Origin of the sequence: Bdellovibrio sp., from assembly GCF_047637665.1 — a bacterium.
In the GTDB taxonomy this organism is placed as follows: Bacteria; Bdellovibrionota; Bdellovibrionia; order Bdellovibrionales; family Bdellovibrionaceae; genus Bdellovibrio.
In genome coordinates this window covers 1-15,777 of sequence record NZ_JBLJBT010000009.1, presented here as the reverse complement: position 1 = coordinate 15,777, position 15,777 = coordinate 1, and the positions used below count along the sequence as shown (strand labels likewise).

The window sequence follows — 15,777 nt, the reverse complement described above, 5'->3', positions numbered from 1 at the left end:
GTGCCTTGTCCATAAGGCGGGTATCGGTCTCAATTCCAACTGTGTAATTCTTTCGTCGAAGTTGCAAGAATATTTTTGAACATAGCGCTTATTTTTTGTGACATTGCTCATCAATTAAGCAGCTTTGGTGATCTGCTTGACTTGAATATGCTGCAAACAAAACCAGCAAGACTTTGTTATTTTACCTCGTAAAACTAAAGTCTAGCTTTGAGAGTCTGTTTTTAGCTGTTTTGAACGGGATTTTTCCTGTACTGATCTTACACGATCTTAAATTGTACAGAAACTAAGCAAGAACTGAGGACACAGGGACGGATTTTTGCTGCAAAAATTTTTGCGCTAAAAGCTCTTCTTCTGATTTCACCACGTAGTTTTGTGATTGATAGGACTTTTGAGCCCGCAAGTGATCGATGATGTATTGGTGTGTGCCCATTTTGTCTTTTGTCCACTCGGGGGCGATAAGCTCCTCCCAGCGAGATGAGTAGGCGGCCAAACGATGAAGGGCAAAACGTGGCGACAGGTGTTGAAGGAAGATCTCGACTCTGCGAGCGTAGGTGTCTCGATCAATAGGGGCAAACTCTCCACGATGATACATTTCCTCTAAAGGAGTTTGCTTTAAAACATGCAGATTATGAAGCTTCACATTGGTGATAGGAAGTGTGTTTACAATCTCTGCCGTCTTAATAATATGCTCATCAGTTTCGCCGGGATTTCCAAAGATCAGATGAATTCCCAGGTCGACCTTCGTATTTTCAGCAATTTTGTGAACGGCTTCAATGGAGGCCTCAGCAGTATGTCCTCGGCGCATGAACTCCAATTGGTCGTTAAAAAAACTTTGAACGCCCAATTCCACCGCAACAAAGGATTTTTCGTGGTATTCCTGCCAAAGATCCAAGACGGCCTTCGAGAGGCAATCTGGGCGGGTGCCGACCGTAAAACCCTTCACCCAAGGGTAGGATAGTGCGACATCGAAATTATGACGAAGTGCCGAGACCTTGGTGAAAGTATTGGTATAAGCCTGAAAGTAGATCAAAAAAGCTTTGGCTTTGTAGCGAGCGCTGACTTGAGATTGGTACTTCTCAATTTGCGCCCTTAACTCCATGGACAGGCTTTCAGCATTGGCAGCTGAACCCCAGACATCACAAAAGACGCAAGTCTGCATCCCTTTAAGGCCACGGCGATTAGGGCAATCATCAACGACAGAGACGGGGATCTTATAGACCTTTTCTCCAAAGAGCTTATTGTAGTGCTCGCTGATTGTATGATAGGGAAGTCCTAGCCAACCTTTTTCCATGGGACGGTTATAAATTTCTTTTGCGGGAAGTCAATCAAATGAAGTCATGGAGTGATATTGGATTTGAAATTGAGATCACCGGAGATCAAAGTCCCAGCTTGCGTCTTCTGCAGGCCGTGGATCCTCTAAAAGACCGCGGTGAATCCATGCACCATTCTGGAGGTGCTTGCGCTGAGACCTTGCTCATTTATGGAGAGCCCATTCGCAAAATATTGGAAAATATAGAGCGGCCTCATTTTTTAATCGTGGGTTTGGGGTTGGGCTATATTGAGCTTGTAATCGCGAGGGAAGCTTTATTGCAGGGGAAGTCTGCCGGGCAAGTAGGTCTTATTACCAGCTATGAAAGCGTTCCTGAATTGCGTGAGTTTTTCTTTAAATGGCTGCACGAAGATGTTGCGGGATTGTCTGAGGAGGTTTCGCAGGTTTACGATCTGGTCTTGGCTCATGTTTCAAAGGGCACGAATTTATTGCCCCAGGATCTGAAGACCTTTCTGCGAACTCATTTCAAAAGTTTAAATGATATACGTCAGGAGCTTTCCTCAAGTGTGAGCCTTGAGTCTAAATATCACGGAATTCTATACGATGCGTTCAGTTCCAAAACGTCTCCTTTTTTGTGGGAAGAAGAATTCCTTGCAAAGTTATTGAGGGAGGGAGCTGAGGAGCATTGCCTAGTGTCCACCTACGCCTGCAAGGGAAGCCTTAAAAGAGCTTTAAAAAGTGAGGGTTTTGAGGTTGTCGTACGTGAGGGATTTCAAGGAAAACGCAACTCCACATTGGGGGTAAAAAAACTTCCCTGAAATTGGCCCTAGGTCCTTTGGAAAAACTCTTGCTAATTTAAAGCAAAAAAAGTTTACTTAAGTTATGCAAATCAAACTGGGCGTATTGGTGTTTTTGCTTTTAACTTCTTTTGCGGACGCAAAAGTCATTAAGCTTTCTACTATTCCGATTCCTTTGTTGGTCGAAGATTCAGAAAAAGGTTTATTCATTCATCTGACCAAAGAAATCGCCCGACGCAATAACTATGAATTGAACATCATTGTTGAACAACCCGGAAAAGCCCTCTTGATGTATTCCAACGGTCAGGTTGATGGATTCTTTCCTGCTTTGGATGATTCTGGAATAAAGATCTCGACCAAGACAGTTCCATTTTACTATAAGACCAATTATATTTTCTATCGAAAAGGTCACTCTTTAAAAACCATCAAAGATCTGGAAGGCAAGAAGGTGGGACTGACGTTCCGTTACACCTATCTTCGTCAATTGGTTGATAATAGACGAATCAAGTTTGAGTACGCGGAAAATGACATCATTAATATGAAAAAATTGGCTCAAGGGGTTATTGAAGCCTTCGTGGTGGAAGAACGTTCTGGGTTAAAGGCTCTGGAGTTGAGTGGCGTAAGAAATATTGAGTATGACAAAAGCAAACCTTTGGGAAAGCCTGCCGTTTTTTATGCTTTTCAAGACACGGCCGAGGGATATCAATTAGCAAAAACCTTTTCTAAAACTATCGAAGAGATGAGAAAAGACGGAACCTTAAATCGTATTCTGAAAGAGAAATAAAGATCTTATCTTAATTCTACACATTCTTTTTCGCGAAGAAATCATACAGTAGTCGAGTGCGCCAATGCTGTACTCAACATCTCTGTAAGGTCTAGCCGTTTTTCTAAAGGTGTCCTGTGTTTTTGGTCGATATGTTAGACATGGACCAAAAAAATACAAAAACCCAAAGTCTACTCGTCTTGTTTGTCTCATCCATCCTGGCTCTAACTGGATGTGGAGAGGTTTCTGGAATTGTTAGTGATAGCAGTAAGGGGATACTGACGCCAATCAGTCCAGTCCATCATCTGAATATTGCGGGTTCAGCCAGTGCCAGCGTAGGGGCTTGTAATCCTTTAATCCTTTCTATTTTAGATGCCAATAACGGTCCTATTATTCCCTCTGAACAAAAGACAATTTTAGTAGCCGGATTTGGTAGCGGAAGTCTCTATACGGATGCCGCATGCACGAGCGCGGTGGGAAGTTCAGTTGTATTTCCGGCTGAAAAGGTGTCCGTTCCTTTGTTTTATAAAAACAATTCATCAGAGATTGTTTCTTTGCGATTTAATGATGAAACGGAAAAAATGATCGGCGCTCTTTTGCAGATCACATTGACGGCGCCAGAGGGAACGCCCACGGGTTCAAAGAAATTCAGCGTTGTGGGAAGCGCCTCTTTGCCGGTAAAAAGTTGCCGTCCTTATACACTTCGTCTTTTAAACTCGGTAAATCAAAGCACCAGTGAAAGCTCCGCGACAGCCGTTCTTTTTAGTGGGTTGGGTCAAGCCGCCGTTTACACGGACAGTGCGTGTACGACAATCGCGGCCGCTTCGACGGTGACTTTGCCGGCAAATAAAAGTTTTGTGAACTTCTGGCTTAAAGCACCGGCGGTTGAAAGTCTGATTTTAAGTGCCGAGGCGGATACGACTTCTATTGAATCGGTCTTTTATCCTATTAATGTTGAAAGTTCTGCAAAACCCCCAGCGCAAATTCAACTATCAGGAGTAAGTCAGGTCACTCAAGGGGCGTGCTCTTTGGCAGTGGTGGCGCAATTAGTGGATACAACATTGACTCCGACGATCACGTCGACTCCGGTGGCGATGACTGTCAGTGGAGGAGCTGGTTTTAGTGCCTTCTCGGATTCCAGTTGCAGTGTGCCTTTGGTAAATCTGACAATTCCAGCGGATCAAGGTCAGGCTTTGTTCTATTTTAAATCTTCGGATCTTGGTGTGATTCAAGTCATTGCCGATGATGGCGACACATTGGGGAATGGTCTTCTTAACGTCACGGTGAATCCGATTGTTGTGACAACCCCGACACGATTGGCTTTTTCTGGCCCTAACACAGTGAGTGCGGGGGCGTGTTCTTCAGCTTATGAAATCAAGCTTGTTGATGATTCCAATATGGTTCAGGCGGCAACGGGGGCTATCACCGTGAATGTCACAGGCAGCGGCGCAGGAACCTTCTACGAGAACTCTGACTGTAGTGGGCCGATGACGTCACTTTCATTTGTGGCGGGCCAATCGATTAAAAATTTCTACTTTAAGTCAACAACACCCGCAAACTTGATCTTTAATGCGGATGACGTGGGACCTCTGTTAGCGGGCAGTAAAAGTGTCACCGTCCAAGTGGGGGCTCCGGCTCAGTTAAAACTTTCTGGAACTACGAACTTGAGTCTGAATGAGTGCAAACCCTATGTGGTCAGCACAGAAGATGCTTACGGAAATGTGTCGCCCTTGGTCTCAGGACTTTTAGTGCAATTCACAGCGGGTTCGGGAGGGTATTTCTCGGATAGCAGCTGTCTGGCGTCTATTTCAAACATGATGATGAGTACGGGCACTTCGAGTGCTGTGGTCTACTATAAGTCTTCTGCTGCAGGAAGTGTGACCCTTGATGCGGACGACAGTCAGGCCGGAGCGGCGGGGATTGTAAACTCCAGCCTCACCGTGAATGTCGTGAATTTACCGGCCTCAAAGTTAGCATTAAGCAACCCACTTCTAAAAGCGGGTGTGTGTACGCCCATGACAGTGACAATTCAAAGTGCGACCTCTTCATCTGTTGCCGCCGGTGGTGCAGGACAGACGGTGAATCTGGCAGCGACGGGTGGGTCGTTTTATTCCGCGAATAATTGTGCTGGAGGAAGTCTTATTGGAAGTGTCGTTGTACCTAACGGTTCAGCAAGCGCGACTTTCTATTATTTGGATACCTTGGCCGAGTCTGTTCAAATCACGGCTTCTGCGGCAGGGTTGAGTGATGCCAGTTACTCTGCAGCCGTGTCTTCCAATAGTCCCAATAAAATTATTCTTTCCGGTGTGACACCTATGACTGCCGGGGCTTGTGGTTCCTTCTTAGTGACTTTGCAGGATGGTTGGAACAACACCGCAACGGTGACAAGTTCTTTGAGTGTACTTTTAAGCAGCAATGGTTCAGGGCAGTTTTTCTCGGAGGCTAGTTGCACGACAGCTTCGAGCACTTTGAATTTGTCTATCGGTCAATCTTCGGGATTAGTCTACTTTAAAGATCTGATGGCAGAAAATTCGGTTCTTACTGCTGCGGGTTTGGGGTTAACGTCTGGCACCTTCAATCTGACGGTGAATACGGCAGGACCTCAGGCGTTAAGACTGATCAGTGCAAACTCTATCATGGTTGGACAGTGTCTCAGCGTGTCTGCGCAAGTTTTAGATAACTTCCAAAATCCCGTGACACTGGGGGCAGATCTTAGTGCGAATCTTGGAATGAACGGACCTGGGGAATATTTTAATTCTTTGGACTGTTCCGGGGCGCCAGTCAGTGCGGTGACGATTTTAACGGGAAGCTCAGTGAAGGATTTCTCGTTTAAGTCAACGACGGCGCAGAATATTAATCTTACCGCCACATCCGGCGGGTTGACTCAAGCGACGGTGGCTGTGGCAATTACCACAGGTGCGCCTCATCACTTATCGTTGGTGGGACCTGCGGCGATTCAAGCGGGTTCTTGCATGGCTTTTGATATCTATCTGCAAGACAGCGTAAATAACAATGTCTCTGTGGCGACGGCTACAACGTTGAATTTGTCTGGCTCAGGATTAGGATCTTTCTATTCTGATAATGCGTGTGCTACCGCGGTCTCGTCGATCACACTGCCGGCCCATGCGCAGCAAACGATGGTTTATTATAAAAACAGTTCTATTCAATCTCTGACACTTTCTGTGGATGACCCGGGCCCTTTAGCTGCCGGAACGAAGTCCGTGACGGTGAATGCCAATGCCACCACGGCTTTAGCTATGCAGGGATCAGCTTCGGCGGAAGTGGGACAGTGTTCTCCGTTCACGTTAAAGGCTTTGGACTTGTATTCAAACTTAGTCACGCAGCCTGCCGACCTTATAGTGGCATTGGGAGGTGTTAGCAGTGGTCACTTCTATTCAGACTCATCGTGTACGGCGCTTAATCAAATTACACAGGCAAGCATTTTAAGTGGGCAAAGCACCACCGTGGTTTATTATAAAAATCTCTCTGCTGAAAATGTAAATCTTCAAGCGCAGGCATTGACGGCAGAAAGTTTGTCCATCTCGGTTTCCAAGGCTTTTGCCTCGACACCGTTGCCGCCATCGAAATTAGTCCTCAGTGGTTTAACGAATGTCAGTGGTGACACGTGCGTGGCTTATGCGGTTTTGGTGAAAGATGCCAATAACAACGTTGTTCCCACGGGCACAACTAAAATTATTAGCTTCGGCGGTGGTGGTACGGGAGCATTCTATTCAGATGCGGCATGTACGGCCCTTTCTGGAAATGCAACTTTGGGGCCGGTGGATACGCAAGTTATTTTCTACTATAAAGCCACGGATTCTCAATTTTTGACTTTGAGTGCTGATGACAGTGGGGGTTCTCCGGATCTCACAGCGGCGACCTTGAATGTCACTTTAATTGGTGTGGGCGGAGCGATGCCGATGATCGGTTTTGCGGAAAGCTCTCGAACTTTAAGCGAAAACGCCGTGTCTTATAATATTAAAGTGGTCTTAGATAAAACCAGTGCCGCCGATGTGACGGCTCAATACATTGTAAGCGGAACCTCCAGTCCTGGTTCTGATCATAACTTAACGAATGGAATGGTGACGATCCCAGCGGGACAAAAAAGCGTCCTTATTCCTGTGACGATTTACGATGATCCTTTGCAAGAACCCACAGAAACCTTAATCGTCCAACTCGCCGCCCCCGTCGGCGCGGGCTTTGGTGCGATCACGCAGATGACAATTTCGATTTTGGATAACGATTCACCAGCGGCTTTGTCGTTGGTTAGAAGAGATCCTTTTTTGAAAGATTTGATCAATGCGAATCCGAAGATTGCGCAGGGGTATAATCACGCCTGTATTTTAAATAATGGGGCGGTTTATTGTGTGGGGAATGGTTCAAACGGTCAATTGGGAGATGGAAATGGTTCCAATAGTCCAACAGCATACGTGGGCGTCAGTGGCTTAAGCACGGGAGTGACGGATTTAGTTTCTGGTGGTCAGTCGTCTTGCGCGATAAAAAATGGATCATTATATTGTTGGGGATATAATGGTTGGGGAAACCTGGGAACTGGAGATACCACACTTCGAAACAGCCCAGTCTTAGTGTTGGATGTATCAGCGGGAGTCGTGTCCTCAGTTAAAATTTATAGCTCAAGTCAATATTCTTATACAACCTGTGCGATTCAAGGAACGACCTTGAAATGTTGGGGGCAAGGAATGTCCAACAGCCCACAAACTTTCTTAAGTGGTGCGGGAATCACGGATTATTCGGTTGGGTTTAGCCATGCTTGTGGAGTCCAAAATGGCGCCTTGAAATGTTGGGGAGATAACTCCAGCGGACAATTAGGTGATGGGACAATCACCGCCAGTCCATCGACCGCCGTCAGTGTGACCGGACTTGCGTCGAATGTAACAAATGTTATCTCGGATAATCTTGTAACGTGCGCAATTCAATCGGGATCTTTAAAGTGTTGGGGGGAAAATGCCAGCGGGGCGATCGGGACTGGATCCGGAGGGGCCGATGTAACGTCTCCGTATGCAGTCTTGGCAAGCGGCGTAACGAAGGTCGTCGTGTCAGAGCAAAATGTTTGTGCGGTCCAAAGTGGGGGAGTGAAGTGCTGGGGAAAGAATTCATTTGGAGAGGTTCAAAGTACGACTAGCAACGATTATATTGCAAAACCTTCACCCGTCTTGGTTTTAGATGCAGGCAGTGGTGTCGTGACAGACATACAAATGAAATACAGTCGAGCCTGTGCAATTCAAGGAGGAGCTTTAAAGTGTTGGGGAAAAAATGATAACTTTCAAGTTGGTTCTACCTCGAATGGGGGAACGAATAATTACTATGGGGCATCTCCGGCGGTTCCTCTTAATTCGGCGACGGGGAACGTGACGAGCTTTGTTCTGGGAAATTCTCATACTTGTGCTATTCAAACAGGTATAATGAAGTGTTGGGGGGCTGGTAGTTTTTACCAGATAAACCCATTGTTGAATTCGACGACCGAAGTGCCGCAGACCGTTGGTACACAAGCTCTTACGATCGGAGCTGGAAATCAAAATACCTGCGCTCTTTTAGGGGTTTGGTATTATTGTTGGGGAGGCAGTATGGGAAATAATGCTGGATTCGCCAAATCCATGGCGATTCCTATTTCTGGCGCAAAACCCATTAGTGCTATTGCAAAGGGAGGTTCCGCCAACCACATGTGCGTTTTGGCGAATGGTCGAACAAAGTGTTGGGGTAATAATGGCAACAACCAACTAGGAACCGCCTCAGCAAACGGTGTTCAAGAGTCAAAGATCTCCGGAGCTTCGCAAGTAGCCGTCGGGGCTAGTCACAGCTGTGCCATTCACGGTGGGTCCCTTAAATGTTGGGGATTGAATTCTTCTGGGCAATTAGGCAACAATTCGACGATACAATCGACAGATCCTGTGCAGGTTGTGGGTTTAACCTCTGGGGTTACGAAGGTTTCCACAGGCGGTCAGCATACATGCGCTATTCAAAATGGAAATCTATTTTGTTGGGGAAGTAATAGCGGAAAGCAAGTTTCCAACACCGCCTCAAGTCCTCAAGCATCACCCGTGCAGGTTCTTACTGGTAATGTCACGGATGTGACTTTAGGAAATACCGTTACCTGCGCTGTTCAAAATGGTTCTTTATATTGCTGGGGTGACAACACTTATGGCCAAGTGGGGCAGGGGAATACAGCCACTCCTGTCACAGCTCCATATAAAACATTGGATGCCGCCAATGGCACCATCACGTCTATTTCGGCGGGTCAGAGTCATATTTGCGCAGTCCAAAACAATACGGTTAAGTGTTGGGGCTATAATACCAACTACCAAATTGATTCTAGTGCTGCAAATAAATCATCTCCTCTTAATATTACAGGCATAACCGGAACAATTTCTGGTGTGTCGGCGGGTAGTGGTCATACTTGTGTTATTCAAAATGACAATCTTGTTTGCTGGGGAACAATCACAGGATCAAGTATATACCAAAATACTTTCCTAACAGGAGGGGTGACTGATTTGCAAGCTGGACAGGGCTATCAATGTGCACTCCAATCAGAAAATCTGAAATGTTTTAATTGGAGTGCGGGAGCTCTTAATATGAACTTAATCAACCAGTCTGCGTATCTCAATTCAACCCCCGCATTATTCTCCGCCCGCTTCTTCTATGACCTCGTTCCGTATCAAGGTTTCGCGGTTCAATCGGGAGTTTCCCATAGCTGCGCGATCTTAAGCGGGAAGATCTATTGTTGGGGTGACAATACGTCGGGGCAATTAGGACAAGGCGATACCACGGCGAGAACTTCTGCAGTCGAAATCACATCTTTAAAAGGAGCTGTGGATCTTGCGGTTGGCGCTTACCATACCTGTGCCCTTGCGAACTCTAAAGTTTATTGTTGGGGTGGAAATAACAAAGGCCAGCTGGGATTGGGAAGTTCAGACTCTTCGCCTCACACGACGCCGGTTGAAGTCACGACGTTGGCAGGTTCTCGATTTATCCGCGCAGGGGACTACCACACTTGCGCCAAAGACGCGAGTGACGCTATCAAGTGTTGGGGTGACAACACCAACGGTCAATTGGGTCTTGGTGATAACACTCAAAGAAATCAACCCGTCGTTGTTGGTAAGAGCTTCTTTGACTTGAAGTTAGGTAAGAACTTTACTTGCGGTATAGATGATTTCTATCAAGTGTACTGCTGGGGAGATAACAGCAAAGGTCAGATGGGCGATGGCACGGCCGCTCTTGAATATAAAACTCCGAACCTAGCTTTAGGATTAAGCAATGCCGTGGATCTGGTGGCAGGCTCTGAACACGCCTGTATGACTAAGAACGATGGGTCTGTCCTGTGTTGGGGAGCCAATGCCTACAGCCAACTTGGAGACGGAACGACGGCCAATAGAAACACTGCCGTCACCGTCAGTGGACTTTCAGGAGTTATTGGATTGTCGGCGGGACAAGAGCACACTTGCGCACTGAAGAACACCGGACAAGCCCAATGCTGGGGAGACAACTATTACGGTCAATTAGCTATTGGTCCTTCAGGAACACAGACCGCACCGCAAACAATCCCACTGGTCAATGACTTCGTAGGACTGGGTGCTGGTAGACAACATACATGCGGTATTAGAGCTGGCGGATTCATCGGTTGCTCAGGTGACAACTCTTCGGGGCAACTCGGAATCGGAAGTATGGAAAGTCGCTCGACCATTGATTATGTTCAAGGACTTTAATCTGAAGACCGCCTTATTGGGCGGTCTTCAGGGATTATTTCGGCATGATATTTCCGGAGACTCGGATACTACTCCACAGTTCCTAAACGAATGTCGGCATCAAGTACGATGTATAGCTGTGCACTTTCTCCCAGACTCCATTCTAGATCGTAAAGTTCACTTTGAGTGGGGTATTGTTGAATCAATCTCTTTAGATTTTGTTGAGCGGTGATTTGGGTCAAACCCTGAAGAGATCTGCTTTGTCTGGCTTGTGGTTTCAAGGTCTCTGCACGGAATTTCCAAAGCTGGATCTGAAAGATTTCATAAGGGTGAAGTTTGTTGTTTAGTGTGGAGCTTATTTCATCAAGCTTTGCTTGGGCTTCGAGTAAATCCGTGTAAGCGGTATCGCGTTGTCCTTGCATAATGGCCTTGGCGGCGCGGTAGACTTTGATACGGGCCCACATAAAGTGATATGGAAATTCATACACCTGATCTTCAGAAGCTTTTTGAATGGCATTTTCAAGAAGTCCCAAAGTGCGATCTATCCCAGAAAGACTTTGGCGATCCTCTTCGTTGGATAGATAAGCTTTGACATAGAAATTCATCGAGTCATACCAGTTTTGCTTTGTTAGATCCTCCTGGGCCTTTGTGACGCCGACGATTTTCACGCCTTGAATCGGATCAAGTCTAAAACCGACAAAATGAGATCTGTTTGTAGGATATGTTTCAGCCACACTCATCCACCACTCTTGACGGGCCGGAACCATCACGTGAGTTGCCGCGGTATAAACCTTTGTTGTTGTACGACCGAAGCTGCGAGGACCCACTAATTCGTCGTAATGCCCAGAAAGACGATCGATCACCCATTGACTGTCAAGGCGTCCCCAGTCCTCTTGCATGGTTCGAGTTACATGTTTTAGACGAGCACGAGTTTCCAATGTTTTATTAAGGCTGTATTCATATCCCTCCCGACTTGTTGCTGAAGCAATAAAGTGATTGCTTTGTCCCATGAATTTATTCTGAGTACGACGAGCGACAACGACGGTTTCGCCGCTAAGTTCGATAGAAGCCGATTCATCAGTTTTAGAATCCGAAATGAAGAAGGTCCAAGCGCCAAAACCTTTGCGAGTCTGTATTATCTGAATCGCTTCATCCAAGCTGCGGGCATTCATAATCACTGAATGAAGAAGGTAGGGAGCAATATCGGAACTTCCCTCGGGGTAGGCGATTTTTGCTCCCTCCGTTTGAAGTTCATGAAGACTGACGGTCAGTCCGTGGTTGTTAAAACCACTGATGCCACCGGCGTAGTGAAGACCGGCAGAGCCTAGTCCCACGGAAGTGATTCCATTCTTTTGTCGGTTGATCACAACAACCTGATTGGGTTCATAAAAACCCAAAAGACCGGTATCGAAGTTTCTTCCGTGGATAAGGGCCCCATCCCTGGAGCTTGACGCCGACGCACTGATCCCTGTGCAACCCATTTTAATTGAACGTAAACTTTGCGCGAGCTTCTTAAAAGGTTTGAATAAGGTATTTCCAACAAAATAGGGCGCGCAAGAAGCAAAGATCTTCATTTTACCTTTGCGTGAATTCTCACTCATCTGTCTTTGCATGGAGTCTGTGAAAATTGAGAACTCGACCATGTAGTTGGATTCTTCAAACGAAGACCAGTCTGTGGAACTTCCCGCGTCTTTAAGACCTGCATAGAGATTTTTAAGACCTGTTTTGAACTCGTCAGAGACACTCTGGCGATAGTTGTTGATGACACACTTTTTGATCAGTGAGATCTGCTGGCGATCTTTGTCGGATAGTTCTGAGAAAGCTCTTTCAGTGCGAACTTGGACACCCTTGAGGACACCATGTTCAATTTCGTTGCGAAGAAAGAATCCATGATAGTAGGCCGTTTCTGAAAACCCACCTGCAAGGTCCAGCACATGAACGGCTTTGCTGGTTCCTGGGGCCTGACAGATAAAGTGCTTCTGGCCACGCAGTTCATTCTTCAGAATGCAGTTTGCCCAAGAAAATGCAGGCAGCAAAAGAATGAGTGAAAGCGAAAGGAAGTGTTTCATAATATCTCCAAAGACAAATAAATCGAAAAAGTTAAAAAACCAAAAGCAGCGACCACTTCCATTTTTCTCAATAATGTTCGTAGTGAACTTTGAAAAAAGTGAAACCCATAGAGCAAAGAGAAAAAACCTAAAAGAAACCCAATAAAATAAGCCAGGGCACCGCTATAGACTGCGATCTTGCCGTCCGCGCCAAGATTTGCAAAAAGTCCTGCATAAATGAATACAAGGTGAAAATTGGCTAATGTCAGAAGAAAACTTTTCTTAAAGCTGGGAGAAGAAAAAGATTCCAGGAAAGTCTCTGGCAGTTTTTGTTTGGGCAAAAGAATTCTTATTGAATAGATCATCAGACATAAAACAGTGAGACTGGTTAAAGAGATCCTGAGCCACGGCATTTGCAAGAGGGCGCTTTGCAAAAGAATCAGCGCCAGGCCAATGTAAACGAGATCGCCAGCCAGGAATCCTGCGATGGACGCCCATGGCCATGTTCTCTTGGAAATTAAGGTCCGAATAATATTGAAACTGGCCGGGCCTAAAGCAAATGCAGAAAGTCCGCCAACAAGAAGAAGACCGAGGATCATTGTAAAGTCTCTCCTTGTTCAATATGTTGGCGCATGAAAGTTATGTACTCTTCTGCCGTTTCAAATGTGGTTTTCATCTTGAACTGCCCGCGACTGCGGTTTTGTTCAAAATATTTTTGCAGATAGTCGGCGCTTTTAAGGCAGACCTGAGCGGGACCGAGGACGTCGATATCTCGGCAATCTTTGTAGTCTCCATTGAGTCGTTGCATTTCCTTATCCAGAGACTGGGCGAGGACCTCCGTGTTGATTTCAGAGTGAGCAGGAACAAAAAGGGTCCAAAGATAGGAAGCCTTTCCATTTTCTAAAACCGGCGACAAGAAGAAGTGGCGAAGATCGATATTGGTGGCATTTTTTGTGGCCAGGTAACAATCTAAGATCTGATCATCACTGACCTTTTCCGCAGCCAAATTCATGCCGGTGCTTTTGCGTCCCACGAATTCAAAGACCAGATCACCATGAACTTCTTCAAACGTGATTACATCTTTCATAGAATAGTGAATCAGTCCGTTGGGGCATCCAATATTAATATAATATGGAACTCCCATTTCGATTTCATGAAGACCAAGGTTTCGTTCGGCATTCTGAACAGGGGTTAGGGAGTAGATGAGGTCGGGATTGAGAATATATCGCTGACGACCGTTCTGGAATTTTTCATAGGGAAGACCAATGGCTCCTTCCGTGGCCGCATAAACTCCATAATAATTTAGCTCATGCCCAACAAGGCGATTGATTCGTTCTTGGTATTGTTTAATGGGGGTGGCCGCATAGATAAAGACTTTGAGATTGGGCCAAATTTCGTTGATATGCTTTTTTCCGGTTTTCTTTAGAACGGCTTCAAAGATGCTTATCAAATAGGTCGGAATTCCGCTGACAACTTGAATGTCTTCTTTGAGGGACTCAGAGATCAGCATCTCGATTTTACGTTCCCAGTTGGAAATCGCCAGGACCTCCCTTGAAGGGAAGGTGTTTTTCGCAAGGGCTTTGGGAACGCGAGTGCTTAGAATTCCAGAGATATAACCATATTTAATGTCATTTTGGGAATAAAGATAGGGATCTGATCCAAAGGTCAATCGTCCCACCTTGAGGAAGTTGATATCTGGTTCCAGTGTGCTCAGCTTACTTGCGATTCGTTTTTGCGATTTTAAGAACATACGAATCATTCTTTCGTTATAGGGAACGCGCTTACTGTCTTTTCCTGAAGTGCCAGAAGAAAGGCCGAAGTACTCGACATTGTCCTTAAATAGGATATTTTTGTGCCCCGCTGCGATCATGTCCGTATAGGGCGCATAGTCGTCGTAACCATAGACGGGAACATGAGTCACAAATTCTTCATAACTTTGGATGTGAGACAGACGGAGGTCGCTATAGATACGGGTTCCAGTCAGGGATCTTTTAAGGCTTTTAAAATTATCTTCTTGTTTTTCCAGAAGATCTTGCCGTGTGACGCTCATATAGTTAGCGTAAGTTTTAAGGTATTTTTGACCAAGCCCCTGAACAACAGAATCCATCGTAAACATAAAAGACCTCCTTTTTGAGATAGGCCTAATTTATTTAGGTTTAGTCACTCTGTCGCCTAAACCCATTGACAGGTTTGGGCGGATTCTGTCGAAAAGGGGATCTTCCATTGACAGTTTTCACGAGTTCTTGTCAAATCCCCCTATGGCGACCACGCAGTCCAAAGAAGACATCTATTTTTCTGTTTGTAACGCGATCCTCAAAATGGAGGTCGCAAAGGGGCATCTTAAGTGGACTCTCTCAGAGATATCCCGAGAATCCGGAATCACTCGTTCTTTGATCTATTATTACTTCGGCAAAGAGAAAAAGACGGCTTTGGAAGAAGCTTACAAGTTCATTATTTCGCATTTTTTTAATATAGAACGAACCCGTTCAGTGGGAATCCGTGAACGACTTCGGCAGATATTGATTGATGTAAGAAAGATGCCTTATCTTTTTGTCTTATACTATCTAGAAAAAAATGCTGGCAGTGAAGTGGGGCAAATGATCAAAGAGGCTGAATCTTTATTGGTGAAGGCCTTAAAGCAAGAATTTCCCAAGCTTTCTGAAACTCAGATTCTTGAAATCTACTTGAAAGAGTTGGGTGCCATTACCTATCAGTTACCGCCAGAACAGGTCCAGGATCTGTTTGAAGATTATATTTAAATAACGGAGCTTCGCTAAAGAGGTGAATGATGAGAGTGAAGAATTCTGATTTGCGAAATTTTCTATCAGAGATGAAGTTGTTATTTTCTGTCCGTGCCTCTTCAAGATATTCAAAATGGGTCTTGCCAGAATATCCTTTTGATTCCCAGTTGCTGACTCTAAGTCGTCTTTATCGAGAAAGCCGCAAACTTTATCTTGCTCAAGGTGGTTCTTTTGCCTCTCGAGTTTGTTCAGTTCCGCGCTCACTCAGTTCCCATGATCTTTTTAAAGATGAGATCGAATATACTCCCATTTTCTCAGAGCTCGCCTGGTTTGTGGAAAATCATCAGGAAGTTTTGGATTCGGATTTATTTATTAAACAATTGTCGTCCTTGAGTGCTATTTCGGTTTTTCATGAACAGAATCATCGCATTTTGTGGCGATTGTTGCCGCCACCTCCT

General features: G+C 45.5%; 8 protein-coding genes and 1 pseudogene. 5 read left to right on the top strand and 4 right to left on the bottom strand.

From position 1 onward, the window contains the following. Positions 1-283: 283 nt before the first annotated feature. Positions 284-1,291 (bottom strand): TIGR01212 family radical SAM protein, encoded by a 1,008-nt coding sequence (locus tag ACM64D_RS01605; RefSeq protein ID WP_415061434.1) that lies wholly within the window; start codon positions 1,289-1,291, stop codon positions 284-286. A 38-nt stretch (positions 1,292-1,329) separates the two neighbouring features. Between ACM64D_RS01605 and ACM64D_RS01600 the strand changes: the two genes are divergently transcribed. From ACM64D_RS01600 to ACM64D_RS01590, 3 genes are all read left to right on the top strand, one after another. Continuing rightward, on the top strand, positions 1,330-2,088 hold the full coding sequence (locus tag ACM64D_RS01600) for an MnmC family methyltransferase (RefSeq protein WP_415061433.1): 759 nt from the start codon (positions 1,330-1,332) through the stop codon (positions 2,086-2,088). Between the two features lie 64 nt (positions 2,089-2,152). Then, positions 2,153-2,851: a substrate-binding periplasmic protein gene (locus tag ACM64D_RS01595; protein WP_415061432.1), complete on the top strand. Its 699-nt coding sequence runs from the start codon at positions 2,153-2,155 to the stop codon at positions 2,849-2,851. Positions 2,852-2,991: 140 nt separating this feature from the next. Further along, the gene (locus ACM64D_RS01590; protein ID WP_415061431.1) at positions 2,992-10,551 is read left to right on the top strand and encodes a Calx-beta domain-containing protein; all 7,560 of its coding nucleotides are present in this window, start codon (positions 2,992-2,994) and stop codon (positions 10,549-10,551) included. 68 nt (positions 10,552-10,619) lie between these two features. On the opposite strand, the gene ACM64D_RS01585 is transcribed toward ACM64D_RS01590, so the two are convergent. From ACM64D_RS01585 to ACM64D_RS01575, 3 genes are read right to left on the bottom strand one after another with little or no spacing between them, the layout of a single operon-like run. Continuing rightward, the gene (locus ACM64D_RS01585) at positions 10,620-12,599 is read right to left on the bottom strand and encodes a C45 family autoproteolytic acyltransferase/hydolase (RefSeq protein ID WP_415061430.1); all 1,980 of its coding nucleotides are present in this window, start codon (positions 12,597-12,599) and stop codon (positions 10,620-10,622) included. Beyond that, the gene (locus tag ACM64D_RS01580) at positions 12,596-13,177 is read right to left on the bottom strand and encodes a LysE family transporter (RefSeq protein WP_415061429.1); all 582 of its coding nucleotides are present in this window, start codon (positions 13,175-13,177) and stop codon (positions 12,596-12,598) included. The genes ACM64D_RS01585 and ACM64D_RS01580 overlap by 4 nt, the downstream gene beginning before the upstream one ends. Further along, on the bottom strand, positions 13,174-14,694 hold the full coding sequence (locus ACM64D_RS01575; protein ID WP_415061428.1) for a GH3 auxin-responsive promoter family protein: 1,521 nt from the start codon (positions 14,692-14,694) through the stop codon (positions 13,174-13,176). Before ACM64D_RS01575 ends, ACM64D_RS01580 begins: the two co-directional genes overlap by 4 nt. Before the next feature lie 142 nt (positions 14,695-14,836). On the opposite strand from ACM64D_RS01575, the gene ACM64D_RS01570 reads away from it, so the two are divergent. Both ACM64D_RS01570 and ACM64D_RS01565 read left to right on the top strand, forming a co-directional pair. Beyond that, positions 14,837-15,337: a TetR/AcrR family transcriptional regulator gene (locus ACM64D_RS01570; RefSeq protein ID WP_415061427.1), complete on the top strand. Its 501-nt coding sequence runs from the start codon at positions 14,837-14,839 to the stop codon at positions 15,335-15,337. A gap of 26 nt (positions 15,338-15,363) precedes the next feature. Next, positions 15,364-15,777 (top strand): annotated as a pseudogene (locus ACM64D_RS01565) (hypothetical protein); the annotation flags it as partial.

What these genes read in the sequence shown, in the direction of transcription:
- ACM64D_RS01605 (WP_415061434.1), bottom strand. Translation starts at nt 1,291, where the DNA reads ATGGAAAAAGGTTGGCTAGGACTTCCCTATCATACAATCAGCGAGCAC.
- ACM64D_RS01595 (WP_415061432.1), top strand. Translation starts at nt 2,153, where the DNA reads ATGCAAATCAAACTGGGCGTATTGGTGTTTTTGCTTTTAACTTCTTTT.
- ACM64D_RS01600 (WP_415061433.1), top strand. Translation starts at nt 1,330, where the DNA reads ATGAAGTCATGGAGTGATATTGGATTTGAAATTGAGATCACCGGAGAT.
- ACM64D_RS01570 (WP_415061427.1), top strand. Translation starts at nt 14,837, where the DNA reads ATGGCGACCACGCAGTCCAAAGAAGACATCTATTTTTCTGTTTGTAAC.
- ACM64D_RS01585 (WP_415061430.1), bottom strand. Translation starts at nt 12,599, where the DNA reads ATGAAACACTTCCTTTCGCTTTCACTCATTCTTTTGCTGCCTGCATTT.
- ACM64D_RS01575 (WP_415061428.1), bottom strand. Translation starts at nt 14,694, where the DNA reads ATGTTTACGATGGATTCTGTTGTTCAGGGGCTTGGTCAAAAATACCTT.
- ACM64D_RS01580 (WP_415061429.1), bottom strand. Translation starts at nt 13,177, where the DNA reads ATGATCCTCGGTCTTCTTCTTGTTGGCGGACTTTCTGCATTTGCTTTA.
- ACM64D_RS01590 (WP_415061431.1), top strand. Translation starts at nt 2,992, where the DNA reads ATGGACCAAAAAAATACAAAAACCCAAAGTCTACTCGTCTTGTTTGTC.